Origin of the sequence: Acetobacter fallax, assembly GCF_011516735.1 — a bacterium.
Classification (GTDB): domain Bacteria; phylum Pseudomonadota; class Alphaproteobacteria; order Acetobacterales; family Acetobacteraceae; genus Acetobacter; species Acetobacter fallax.
Window position 1 is genome coordinate 50,161 of record NZ_WOSX01000013.1, and the last position, 12,787, is coordinate 62,947.

Sequence of the window (12,787 nt, forward strand, 5' to 3'; positions counted from 1 at the left end):
GAAGCCGTTTTGATGGAAGCACAGAAGGCTCGTCGGCCAAACCCCAAACCCGTTAGCATATCGTTCCGATAAAGAGCCCCCCGCGCAGCCCGTCATCGAACAGCCAGACCGTCTTCAGGGCGTCGCTCCGAACCTCGCACAGAGACACCATTCCTCTGATCCCGATCTGTGGAAGCATGCAATTACAGCAGGTTGCAGACAGGGCTGGTCTCGCCAGGGAAGCGGGCCGTCCCGCTTCAGGCCGGCAGATCCGCCCTGAGAAAGGGATTTTGTCCGTCTTTCCCGGGATTGCATTGTGAGTGCGCGTCAGAAAATCGACACTGACCTGCCGCTTCGTTATAGGGGCAATATTCATCAACGGGATCTTCAGGGAGCAGCCTGTGCAGTGCGAATGGCGTCGATCTTACGACAGGCTCGTGCCAATGCTGATTAAGGATCATTTCGGTGATCCGGGCGGCCTGACGCGGCAGTTTCCCTACATGAAATCGACGTTCACATGGAAAGGCGACGACTTCATCATCAGTGCGAAGGCACTCGCCAACCCGAATAACGAGTATCACGGGCTCGAACGGCTTGCTTTGAAATACCATCAGGCCGGCTCCTGGCAGCTTGCCGGTGAGCATTGGCTGATCGCGGCCGGCTGGCGTCGCAAAACGATGGACGCCAATGATGAACGCCATGTGGAAGCACTTCAGTTCGTCTTGCGTCATGTCGAATACAACAGGGCGATGGCGGAGTGGAAAAAAAAGAAACTGGGGCGAAACGCGATGCCGTATCCCGGTCAGTTCGGCCTCGAAGACGACTGAAGACCAGAATTTTTGCCAGAATTTTTGTATGCGAATATCGCCGGGCCTGGCGTTTGTGCTCTGAACCCACAATTTTCGGAGTCCGGGAGACTGTTTCCAAAGGCTCTGTTATCGTTAAGTGCTGGCTTCTTCCCAGGGCTTTGCCCTGGAACCCACCAAAGGTCACAGACCTTTGGAAACATGCTTATTTATCAACAGATTGGGGTGAAGGGGTCCGCGACCCCTTCCGGGTTCGGGCAGAGCCCGATCTTTTTCTAACCCTTTGAAAAATCACAGATCAACACCTAACGACAACAGAGCCTTTCCAAAGGTCTGTGACCTCTGGTGGTCATCGCGGGCAAAGCCCCGGGAAAGCGCCAGCACCTGATGCTAACAAAGCTTTTCAGAAACCTCACTGCCGCGCGAGAGCACCTCTCGAACCTGCGTCAGGCCGCGATTGACTTCATTTCCGTCACATCGCGCTGCGGCGAAGCTCCGAACATACTCCCGGCTGAACCGGGACGGGCTCTCATAGCCGACCTGAAACGCGGCGTACGAGACGTTGACGTCAGATTTCACCAGCATGAAGACCCGTCAGAAGCCAGCAGCAGATCGGCCGCCCGCACCCATGCCTCTCCCGCCACCCAACCCTCGCAAACCCCCATCCCACCTCATCGAAACAACCCCTGGTCCGCCACAAAAAACACCCCGGTCCATCTGAAAACGTGTCCCCGACAGAAGCACTTCGCCCGGCAAACCCGCCTTCGGACTTGACAGAACAGACCCCGACCGGCTTCCTCCGACCCCACTTTAAAGTGCCACGCAAAGCCCGTCCCGACGGACCCCGCAGCGGCCACACCAACTGAACCGGACAGGACCAGATCATGCATCCGTATCGCACCCACAGCTGCGCCGCCCTCCGCGCCGAAGACGCCGGAAAAACCGTGCGCCTCTCCGGCTGGGTGCACAGCAAACGCGATCACGGCGGCCTCCTGTTCATCGACCTCCGCGACAACACCGGCCTAACGCAGATCGTCATCCCGGCAGGCTCCCCCGTCATGGAAACCGCCGAACACATCCGCGTCGAAAGCGTCGTCACCATCACGGGGGACGTCGTCCTCCGCGAGGAAACCACCCGCAACCCCAACCTCCCGACCGGCGATATCGAAGTCCAGGCAAAGGAATTCGTCGTCCAGTCCGCCGCCGCCGTCCTCCCGCTCCAGGTCGCCGGAAGCGAAAACTACCCCGAGGATCTTCGCCTCAAATATCGCTACATCGACCTGCGCCGCGACAAGGTCCGTCGCAACATGATGCTCCGCGCCGATGTCATCGCCAGCCTCCGCAAGCGGATGATCGAACAGGGCTTCACCGAGTTCCAGACCCCGATCCTCACCGCGTCCTCGCCGGAAGGCGCCCGCGACTTCCTCGTCCCGGCCCGTATGCATCCCGGCAAGTTCTACGCCCTCCCGCAGGCCCCGCAGCAGTTCAAACAACTCGCCATGGTCGCCGGGTTCGATCGCTACTTCCAGATCGCCCCCTGCTTCCGTGACGAAGCCGCCCGCGCCGACCGCAGCCCCGGCGAATTCTACCAGCTCGACTTCGAAATGGCCTTCGTCACACAGGACGAAGTCTTCGCCACGCTCGAACCCGTCATGGAAGGCATCTTCCGTGAGTTCGGCAACGGCCGCACCGTCAGCCAGGCCCCGTTCGTGCGCATCCCCTACGCCGAATCAATGGCCATCTACGGCTCCGACAAGCCCGACCTGCGCAACCCGCTGAAGATCAGCAACGTCACCGAAGCCTTCGCCGGCTCCGGCTTCGGCCTCTTCGCCAGAATCGCGGCCGACGGCGGCGAAATCCGCGCCATCCCCGCACCGGGAGCCGGTGACCGCCCCCGCGCCTTCTTCGATAAACTCAACAACTGGGCTCGTGAAAGCGGCGCAGGCGGCCTCGGCTATATCATCTTCGGTGAAGACGGCGGCAAAGGCCCCATCGCCAAAAATCTCGAAGCCGACCGCGTCGAAGCCATCCGTGAGAAAACCGGCCTTAAAGCCGGTGACGCCGTCTTCTTCGCAGCAGGGAAGGGTGATGACGTCGCGAAATTCTCAGGCCTCGTCCGCACCCGCATCGGCACCGAACTGAACCTCATCGAAGAGAACGCATTCCGTTTCTGCTGGATCGTCGATTTCCCGATGTACGAGATGAACGAAGAGACGAAGCAGATCGACTTCTCTCACAACCCGTTCTCCATGCCCCAGGGCGGTCTCGAAGCCCTCAACACCCAGGACCCGCTGACGATCAAAGCGTATCAGTACGATATCGTCTGCAACGGCATCGAACTCTCCTCCGGCGCCATCCGTAACCACCTCCCTGACCTGATGATCCGTGCCTTCGAAATCGCAGGCTATCCCGAGAGCGAAGTCGAAGCCCGCTTCGGGGGCATGCTCAACGCCTTCCGCTACGGCGCCCCGCCGCACGGCGGCTCCGCTCCCGGCGTGGACCGTATCGTCATGCTCCTCGCCGACGAGCCCAACATCCGCGAAGTCATCCTCTTTCCCCTCAACCAGCAGGGCGAAGACCTTATGATGGGCGCCCCTGCTCCCGTCGAACCCGCCCGCCTGAAAGAACTGTCCATCGCCCTCGACCTTCCAAAACCGAAACCCACCGCAAAGGCCTGAACGCAGCAGATTTGCTGACCGGACATTTCACGAGGCTCTGCCCTGTCCTCCGGCGGACGGGGCAGAGCCTGCGCTTTGTTGAAGTTCAGGAATCGTTCTTTGAGACAGAAGGCTCAGGCTTCTGCGAGATTGATGGTAGACATGAATCTGTGAACGCTTCTGTCGTATCCGCCGTCGCTGATGAACTCAGTGACCTCTTCGGGCAAATCGGCAGGAAGTATTTCGGCACCCTTTAATCGCTGCGCTGGTCTGCGCTCAGATGCAGGCGGGCAGATCGTCCCTCTTCATCAACAGCCTCCGTCAGACTATCAGTGATCAGGCGCTGCCCTGACGCAGGTCCGTTAACAGGCCCTGCTCCTGATATCTCATCTGCCCGAATAAAGAAGTTTTCAAACTACTAAAATAAAAGGAGCGGCCGGAAAAGACCGCTCCCGACAGACCGTTCCGATTAAAGCTTCACGTTGACGCCGAACTGGAACGAACGATAGACAATTCCCTTCCCCGACCAGGAAGAGTTGTACAGATACGACCCGTATGTCGCGTAGTCGTAAGGCGAACGGAAACCAAGCAGATTGTAGACGTTAGCGTAGACTGACCAGCGTGGGCTGATCTGATAATTAACGGTCAGATCAACATCCCAGTAATTTTTGACATGACACTGCCCGGAGGGCACCTGGTCCCAGCCGGTAAGGCCAGCGGAGCAGGACGTGACACCAGGTCCCTCAGCGTCCTGCGCAACGGTCTTATAACCGCTGGTGTAATAGACCGTCGGCGTCACCGCGAGTTTGCGCCACATGAACGTATTGGACCAGTTGGCCTTCCAGCGCGGCGTGCCGGAGGCCGATGTGGTGTTGTACGGGCCGATCGTCCCGGCGAACTGTTCAACTCCGCCGCCGTCAGGCAAAGCGACTGAGAAACGACGGACAAAGGTCATTTCGCCTTTGCTGTACCAGTTCACTTCATGCAGGACACCGGGCAGGCGATGGGAAGCGGTGAAGCCGAGCTGGACACCGTCCGTGCGCATCCATGGCGCGTTGATGTAACTGTAGTTGATCAGGCCGGGCCGTGCAGTCGCGGTCGGGTTCGCCGGATCAGCTGTATCCGGTGTGACCGTTACACCCGCGGGCAACGCGGCACCCGTAACATAGTCTTCGCTGATTGTCGCCGCGTCCTGTCCCAGGGGATTACCCATAATATAGTTGGATTTTTTGATATAATAATAATCGGCACTGAGGGTTATCCAGGGAAGAGGCCTGATGACCGCGCCGCCGCTGAAATTCGTCGCGATTTCCGGCTTCAGGTTCGGATTGCCAACCGAGTTCAGGCCAACATAGTAAGCCTGAGTATAGGAATTGTTGCTATGCGCCGCCAGCCAGGCGGGATTACTGATGCTGTTCTGGATGTAACCGACAGTTTCACCGCCTGTTTCAGAAAAGCTGGGCACACGGAAGCCACGGGAGAACGTGCCACGGAGCGCGAACTCATCGACCGGCTTGAACACAACGTTGGCCTGCGGCGTATAATGGTGATAATCGACCCCGGTACTGGTCGAATAATGGTCGTAGCGACCGGCAAGGTCGGCCTTCAGCATCTTATGGAAGGGAAGCCCGAGTTCCCAGAACCCGGATTCCACCCAGCGACTGCCCTTCGCGTTGACAGGGTTGATAGTCCAGTACTGTGCTCCCGGATCGGCGGTATTGTATGGATTTGCATTAGGGGCGTTCAGGGATTCCCAGCGAATGTTCCCGCCGATGGCCAGATTCACCATGCCGCCCGGAAGCCGGAACAGACCCTTGCTGGCCGTCATTTCATAGGAATATTCCTGGGTCCGGTCATGGACCACGTCTTTCGGCGCGATCGAATTGAGAACAGACTTTGAATTTTCCGACGGATTGACGAAGTTATACGTCCCGTTATTAACTGCGTTTTCGATCCCGTTGATCGTGGGATAACCAGTATAAGTCTGCGTCAGAGCGGAATTCATGCCGACGAAATTGAAGTCGTAGTTCCAGTCCGATCCCCATTTCGATGCCGCTGTGCCATTGTAGCGCGTCGAACCACGGAAATTCTGGTTGTAATAAGTGGTTGTCGGGACGAGATCACCAAACATATAATTCATGCTCGCGGCCTGGCCCTGTGCCGCGAACGGATCGTTCGGATTGAGTTGTCCGTTGGGCAGAACAGCAGGGATCAGCAGATCATACGAACTGTCCTGTTTGGACTGGGTCTGCGACTGCAGAGTGGCCGGTGTTGTGCCCTGAGCAACCGTCAGAGTCTGCGAGTAGGTGAACATCGCTGTGAACTGTGACCGCGGCGTGACATTGGCCGTGAAGTGCGCTGTGGTATTGATGCGCTGAAGCGACGGACTGATCTGACCATATGCTTTGGTCGTGTCGGTGCTGCAGCCTGTGAAAGCCGAACCGCTGCCGTAGTAATTGTTCGTCGCGCCAAGAGTCCCGCTTGAAGGCGAACCATATTTTCCGCACGACGCTGATGCGTTCAGCGGTCGATAGGAACCGACGACCTGCCCATTGACCACGGGCGCGACGATGGCCTGCGTGCTTCCGTAAGTCGCACTGGGATTGCTGCTGTTATTGATCCAGTTCGTACCGCCGATCCCGGTCAGATTGGAGGTGTTGTACGGATAGCCGACATCCCGGTTATAGACGGCGTCGTCCTGCTGGTATTCCGCATTGACGTAGACATTGTAACCGTCTTTCGCCAGGTCGCCATGACCATAGGTCGCATAGAGCCGCTGGTGTCCCGCAATCCCGAGCTGACTCAGGCCCCCTTCGGCGTTACCTTCAAACCCCTTGATTTCCTTGCGGGTAATGAAGTTGATCACGCCGCCCACCGCATCCGCGCCATAGGTCGCGGAGCCGCCGTCCTCCTTCACGTCAATCCGTTCCATGATCGAGTTCGGCATCCAGTTGGTATCGACGAAGTCACGCTCTCCGTCATCGGCCAGCGGATAGTAGGACAGGCGCTGACCGTCCATCAGGATCAGCGTCGAATCGCTGGTCAGGCCATGCAGCGACGGAGCGGACGCGCCAGCAGCAAAAGCGCCGTTGGAGCCGAACGCATTGGTCAGGCTGCCCGAACCGTTCGAGGACAACTGCTGCAGGGCATCGGTCACAGTCTTGATGCCGCGGCGCTGAAGATCGCGGGATGTCAACTCTTCAATCGGTGCCGCGCTGGCAGCGTTCGGGTCATGAAATAGTGTGCCCGTTACGACGACGTTTTCTGACTCTGACGGATTGGCCTCCATGCTGTGCATGGCCGCAGCCCTTGAGACGACCGATGCATTCGTTGCCCGCACAGTCGTTGCGGGGGCTGTTGAGGCAGGCGCTGAAGGATTTGCCCCGGAAGTCTTTGTCGCCGGCGTTTTACTGGCCACTCTGGCCTTTTTGGTATGAGCTTTGGTGGTCGTATGAGTCTGCGTGTCTGTACTCTGGGCAAAGGCGGAAGAACAGATCATCCCGCTCATAGCTGAAAAAGTAAGAAAAAACAGCTTCCGATGACGGAGAGTCTTTGGTGGCGTATGGGTCATTCCGCATGCTTCCACATGAATATTTCCTCGCTTCCGACGTGCTCGGTTTCAGAAAGTTTAGCCAGGAGCGAGGACTGGCATAAAAAACGACGTAACCGGGAAGTGCTGGTATTGCCCGTAAACCGCACTTCACCTGCTATTGCGTCCGGAAATGCCAGCCCTGCTTTTTCGGGGCACGGCGTTACATTTCGAACTCGATATGAGTAACTTTACGTCTCCAGGAGGCGGAACTGTCAACGTGATAACAGTGCTCACTATACATTTCCCGACTCAATGTTGCTGAAAAACAACAATGTATTGCTGGTGTTGCCCAGGATTTTTCTTTCCGCAGATGACCAACCGCACCTCGGGAAACAACCGGAAAAAACAATATTACGGAATGCGTTTTATCGGATTATATTCTTAATATTAACTAGATTTTCCAGATTCCTGACGTGTTATCTGAGGCAGAAGATGCACTCTGCTGCGAGACGGATAGCGGCCACGAACGTGTGAAGACGCCTGTCGTATCCATGGTCGCCGATGCGTGCGCTGGCCTCTTCGGGCAGATCAGCAGGAAACATTTGGCTACCCTGTAATTGCTGACCTGGCCTGTCGTCAGGTGCCGATGGACAGGCCGTTCTTTTCCGTCGCAGGCGCAGTAAGCGGCTTTGAGTTCAGGCCGCCACGGATGTGCCCGATATGGCGGGGAAAAGCCCATTTTTGAACAGGGAGGCTGCTGTCCGGTGTGCTTTCAGGTGAATCGCATCAATTATCTGTTGCTCCGATCGGCCAGCTTTTTCTGCCAGACCTTCAAAAATCCCAGCCGGGGGAAGCTCCAGCGGATAAACCGGTTATATGGTTATATGGCGTCCTGTGCGTTTCGTTACGGCTTTTTACTGAAGGCCATTCCTGCTCACACAGACGAGAACCACCCGGGTCAGACCAGATCACTCCCGCACTCTGACGGTCATCCAATATGTTTTGATAATGAACCAAAAATGTCCGGAACTTTCTGGAATCATCTCAGGATCCGTCCCGTCTCCAGAACAAACCAATAACCCATTTCCGGACAGAGACAGGCATCCTGCCACAAAATTCCTCACACAGGAGTCTCACCACACATGTCCCGGATCTTGCATCCCCTCACCGGATAACGTCACTGTCCCAGAATGACCGCCTCCGCAGCAGCCCCCCGAACGCTTCCCCCATCCCGGCCTCCCGCCAGACTGGTTGCGCTCCTGACGTTCATGCTCACCACATTCGCCACAGCGGCAACTCCGGCCCCGATCACAGTCGCCCCCCACCGCGCGGTCTACGATCTGAGCCTGGCCAGTGGCGCCAGTGGCTCCTTCAGCGGCGCTTCCGGCACCATGACCTGGGTTATCTCAGACGTCTGCTCCGCCTGGTCCACACAGCAGCACATGGAACTGGATCTTTTCGCCCGCAGCGGTGAAACCCTCCATTCCGTCGGCGATAACACCAGCCTCGAGACAAAAGACGGCCTCCATCTGACCTTCGCGTCCAGCTCCGTCACCAATGGTCAGACGGACAGCATGATCCGCGGCGAAGCCACGCTCGCCCGCGACGGAACCGGTGCGGTCAGCTACATTCTGCCCGAAAAGAAGACTGTCCCGCTCAGAAAGGGCACACTTTTCCCCACAGCCCAGAATTTCGCCATCCTCGAAGCCGCACAGCACGGCGAAACCGGCCTCAGTCGTCCCATCTTCGATGGCACCACACCCGATGGCGCCGAAGACAGCTACGCCACGCTCCTCGGCTGGACCGTCCCGAAAGATCCGCCGCCCTTCGCAATCCTGTCCGGCCTTCCCGCCATACGCTTCCACCTGGCGTCCTATGCCAGCGGTTCCGATGATATGACCCCTGATTTCGAGATGGCCGCACGCCTCTTCGCGAATGGCGTCTCAGATCAGGTCGAAATGACCTTCAGCAGCACCCGCATCCTCGCCACCCTCCGCACGCTTGAGATGCGCCCCGCACCCACACGCTGCCCTCACTGATCCTGCCCGAACCGCATCCGTCTTCCTATCCTCCGGCGCAGGTCAGCAAACCGGGCACGAAGAACAGCAAGTCGCGCCGGTTGCGCCTCCGGCACTTTCGGTCGCGGTGGCGGCATAGCCTCCTCAGTCGCCAGGCTGTCCGAGACAATCTGCAACGCCGCTTTATCTTCCTGTGACGCAACCGGCACGGCAGGAGCCGCCGGCTTCACCACGCCAGGCACCAGTTCGGGCAGGCGGGGTATGTCACCCGCCTCAATCAGAAGATCCTGCTCCTGAACGTCGAGTTGCCGCCCGATCGCCCGCTCCGTCACATCATTGATCACCCGATCAGACAGCAGACTCCTGAGTACCTGCCTCTGCAACCGAAGGACGCGCAGCCGCAGGGCAACCTCCTCACGCTTTTGCCGCACGCTCGTCGCCCGCTTGCCATCAGGATCAGCAGCTCTGGCGTCAAGCCGACGCAGCCGGTCAGTGAATTCAGTCATCAGAAGCGACACGGCATCATTGCTGCGTGAGGCATCAGGCTGCCTGCGCGCCTGCTCCGCCTGCAACGCGGCAATGGCCGAGCGGGTGAGCGCGATGCGCGTCTCCATCAGTTCCCGCTGTGCCGGCGTCTCCCCCTCGTTCTGCGGCAGCAGATGCAGCACCTGAGGCAGACCGAAAGCCGCACTGACCAGCGATGTGATGATCACCCCGGTCGCCAGCACCACCAGCACCGTGCGCCCCGGCAGGTCACTCTCAGCCGGAAGCGAGATGATCGCCGCCAGCGTTACCGCCCCGCGTGTCCCGGCCAGCGTCAGCACCAGAACACCCCGCCAGGACGGCATCATTTCCGACCGGTGCCGCAACCGGCCCACAACACACCGGACTACCCCCGTAACAGTGATCCACACCGCACGCAGCACACTGAGCACAATCTGAATCGCAAGGATCGTCAGCGGCAGAACCCATGGCGACAGCCCCTCGGAGCGCACAACCTGACTGGCCTCCGCTACAAGCTGCGGAAGCTGGAGCCCGAGCACAACAAACACCAGCCCGTTAAACGTCGACCCCACCATATCCCAGAGCATGGTGGCTTTCAGCCGGGTCTCGATCTGCGTGTCGCTCATCACGCCACTCAGCCGCACTGTCATCCCGCCCGCGACCGCCGCCAGAATGCCCGAGCAATTGACGCTTTCCGCTGTGAGACAGATAACGTACGGCAGCATCAGCGAGAGCAGGATGTGGCTCGGAGGATCATCATAGCCACGCCGGATCAGCCAGATCTCAAGGCGGCAGAACGCCCACGCAATCGCCGCGCCAAGAAGGACGCCCCCAAAGGAGACATAAACGAAGTTGCTGGACGCCGCCTTGAGCGAAAACAGCCCGGTCGTCGCCGCTGCGACCGCGAATTTGAAGCAGACCAGGCCCGAAGCGTCATTCAGCAACGCCTCGCCATTCAGGATCTGCACGATCCGCGCCGGCGTCTTTCCGCCCGATAACATGCTGCCGACCGACACAGCATCTGTGGGCGACAACGCCGAAGCCAGGGCAATCGCCGCGGCGAGCGGGATCGCCGGCATGATCCAGTGAACGAAATACCCGCCGCTAACGGCGCTGAATACAACAAGCCCAAGCGCCAGAGAGAAAATGATCCCCCGCAGTTCTCCCGCTTCACGCATCGGAATCCGGTAAGCGTCGAGAAAAAGCAGCGGCGGAATCAACAGTAGCAGAAACAATTCAGAAGAAAGCGGCAGGCTGAACCCCGCAACGCTCGCCACCGTCCCGGCAGCGATCTGTAGCAGGGGGAGGGGAATGGCCAGCGGCAACAGCCGGGCCAGCGCGCCCGTAAGGCCCGTCACAAGAAGCAGGGTAATGGCGATCAGAGTCGGGGTCATGCACTTCTCGCAATGCGGATACCGGCACTCTCTGCCCTGAGCCGGTCAGGTTTTCCATCCCACACCGCCGAAACAGCAGAAAACCGCGTGGCCCGCGTGGTAAAAAAATCCGGAACAACGTGCGATGCTTCGCTTTCATTTCGTGCAGACCATTGACCCGACGGGGCCGCGTTCCCATTATTTTTAGAAAGAGGCCGTAAAACCAGAGTGCGCCCGCTTAATCGCAGGTGTCGGGTTGGTCAGAAGGAGACAGACCCGTCAGGCTCGCCTCGTGCAGGGAGCCGGTGACAGGTCACTGAAGATGAATTCGCGGTCAGACCGCGCAGAGGAATCGGAGCAGGCTTATGGCCCTGGGAAAAGCGGCGGCGTTTCTTGAGCCACGCCTGAATGTACTGATCGCGGAGGCTGCAAGGAACGGCATCACAGCAGATGTGGCTGTGGCTGTTCTGATCGATCTTCTCGATACAGAGAGTTTCGGCATCAAAACACCGCCAGAAGGAGGGGAGTGAGTGAGCGCAGGCGATCCATATCAGACGCTGGGAGTCGCGCGAACCGCGAGCCAGGACGAGATCCGCAAGGCCTACCGCGCGCTGGCCAAGAAATATCATCCGGATCTGAATCCGGGCGATAAGGAAGCGGAAGAGAAGTTCAAGGCTATCAGCCGTGCGAATGATCTTCTTTCGGACGAGACACAGCGCGGCCGCTACGATCGTGGTGAAATCGACTCTGCAGGCCAGGAACGCGCCCCGCCAGGCTACGGCGCGAACGGTGGCTACCGTGATTTCGCAGAGGGTGCGCAGGGCTTTCGCTACGGCGGTGGCCCGGGCGCCGGAGGTTTCTCACAGGAAGACCTCGGTGATATCTTTGGCGGCATGTTCGGCAATCGCGGCGGCAGGCGTCAGGCAGGTCCCGAGCGTGGCCCCGACCGCTCCTATGCGCTGACCATCAACTTCGTTGATTCGGTGCTCGGCACGACCTCTCGCGTCTCATTGCCGAACGGGTCGACGCTCGACGTCAAAATTCCGCCCGGAATCGAAGACGGTCAGGTGCTGCGCCTGCGCGGCAAAGGTGGAGAAGGCACCCAGGGTGGCCCCACCGGCGATGCGCTGATCACCATCACGATCATGCCCGATGCCCGTTACGTCAGGGACGGACGCGATCTGCGGGAGCGTCTGCCTGTCGATGTCCGGACAGCGGTTCTCGGCGGTCCCATCACAGTGCCAACCCCGTCAGGCTCCGTGCGGATGAATGTTCCTGCTGGTTCGGACACTGGCACCGTCATGCGTCTCCGCGGGCGCGGCGTGAAGGAGCATGGCAGGCATGAGGCAGGAAATCTCTACGTGACTCTTGAAGTGCATGTCGGCAAGGTCGATGACAGGTTCAGGGAATTCCTGAAGGACCATGCGCCTGCGCCCGATCTCGCGGAGGCAGGGGACGGAGAGGGTAAATGATCACGATCGAGACACTCGCTGTCCGTCTCGGGCGGATAAGCACTGTGGAGATCGAAGGCTGGATAGAACGGGAGTGGCTCCGGGCTGATGGTGTTCCGGGCCACTACGTTTTCCAGGAAGTAGATGAAGCCAGAGCGCGTCTGATCCTGGAGCTGCGTGATGATCTCGGTGTGGAAGAAGATGCCGTTCCGGTCGTACTGTCCCTTCTCGATCAGCTCTACACCACGCGCCGGCAGATGCGTCTCCTGGCCGCGGCACTGAATGGAGGCGAACGGATCGCCGAAGCGGGTCCGGTCAGTGAGATCAGAGCCGCTTTGCTCCATGCCCTGCAAGGAGTTCCTCGCGAGCGCGAAAACTGAACACAAAAGCGAGATTATTGAGGTTTTCCTAAGGTTTTCAAAGGAATGCGGCGATCGACTTCCCATTCAATGACTGTTAAAGGGTCC

General features: G+C 58.9%; 10 protein-coding genes. 7 read left to right on the forward strand and 3 right to left on the reverse strand.

Features of this window, described 5'->3' with window-relative positions; translation table 11 throughout:
- Positions 1-299: 299 nt before the first annotated feature.
- On the forward strand, positions 300-806 hold the full coding sequence (locus GOB85_RS08645) for a hypothetical protein (RefSeq protein WP_338421686.1): 507 nt from the start codon (positions 300-302) through the stop codon (positions 804-806).
- 369 nt (positions 807-1,175) lie between these two features.
- Here the strand turns inward: GOB85_RS08645 and GOB85_RS08650 are convergent, their stop codons facing one another.
- Positions 1,176-1,370 (reverse strand): helix-turn-helix transcriptional regulator, encoded by a 195-nt coding sequence (locus tag GOB85_RS08650; RefSeq protein ID WP_173577147.1) that lies wholly within the window; start codon positions 1,368-1,370, stop codon positions 1,176-1,178.
- A gap of 299 nt (positions 1,371-1,669) precedes the next feature.
- Here GOB85_RS08650 and aspS point away from each other — a divergent pair, with 299 nt between their 5' ends.
- On the forward strand, positions 1,670-3,463 hold the full coding sequence (gene aspS / locus GOB85_RS08655) for an aspartate--tRNA ligase (RefSeq protein ID WP_173577146.1): 1,794 nt from the start codon (positions 1,670-1,672) through the stop codon (positions 3,461-3,463).
- A gap of 448 nt (positions 3,464-3,911) precedes the next feature.
- Here the strand turns inward: aspS and GOB85_RS08660 are convergent, their stop codons facing one another.
- Entirely contained in the window at positions 3,912-6,740 is a 2,829-nt protein-coding gene (locus GOB85_RS08660) for a TonB-dependent receptor plug domain-containing protein (RefSeq protein WP_242011386.1), read from the reverse strand.
- On the opposite strand from GOB85_RS08660, the gene GOB85_RS19260 reads away from it, so the two are divergent.
- Positions 6,730-6,879, forward strand: coding sequence for a hypothetical protein (locus GOB85_RS19260; protein WP_242011387.1), 150 nt, complete (start codon positions 6,730-6,732; stop codon positions 6,877-6,879). The genes GOB85_RS08660 and GOB85_RS19260 overlap by 11 nt on opposite strands.
- Positions 6,880-8,164: 1,285 nt before the next feature.
- The gene (locus GOB85_RS08665) at positions 8,165-9,013 is read left to right on the forward strand and encodes an EipB family protein (protein WP_173577144.1); all 849 of its coding nucleotides are present in this window, start codon (positions 8,165-8,167) and stop codon (positions 9,011-9,013) included.
- Here GOB85_RS08665 and GOB85_RS08670 read toward each other — a convergent pair.
- Positions 9,007-10,890 carry a Na+/H+ antiporter gene (locus tag GOB85_RS08670; protein WP_173577143.1) on the reverse strand — a complete coding sequence of 628 codons (1,884 nt, stop codon included), beginning with the start codon at positions 10,888-10,890 and terminating at the stop codon, positions 9,007-9,009. The genes GOB85_RS08665 and GOB85_RS08670 overlap by 7 nt on opposite strands.
- A 344-nt stretch (positions 10,891-11,234) precedes the next feature.
- Here GOB85_RS08670 and GOB85_RS08675 point away from each other — a divergent pair, with 344 nt between their 5' ends.
- Genes GOB85_RS08675 through GOB85_RS08685 form a run of 3 tightly spaced genes read left to right on the forward strand, consistent with a single transcriptional unit; the run spans position 11,235 to position 12,700 of the window.
- Entirely contained in the window at positions 11,235-11,399 is a 165-nt protein-coding gene (locus tag GOB85_RS08675; RefSeq protein ID WP_173577142.1) for a hypothetical protein, read from the forward strand.
- Positions 11,400-12,341 (forward strand): DnaJ C-terminal domain-containing protein, encoded by a 942-nt coding sequence (locus GOB85_RS08680; protein ID WP_173577141.1) that lies wholly within the window; start codon positions 11,400-11,402, stop codon positions 12,339-12,341. It begins immediately after the preceding gene.
- On the forward strand, positions 12,338-12,700 hold the full coding sequence (locus tag GOB85_RS08685; RefSeq protein ID WP_173577140.1) for a chaperone modulator CbpM: 363 nt from the start codon (positions 12,338-12,340) through the stop codon (positions 12,698-12,700). Before GOB85_RS08680 ends, GOB85_RS08685 begins: the two co-directional genes overlap by 4 nt.
- Positions 12,701-12,787 lie beyond the last annotated feature (87 nt).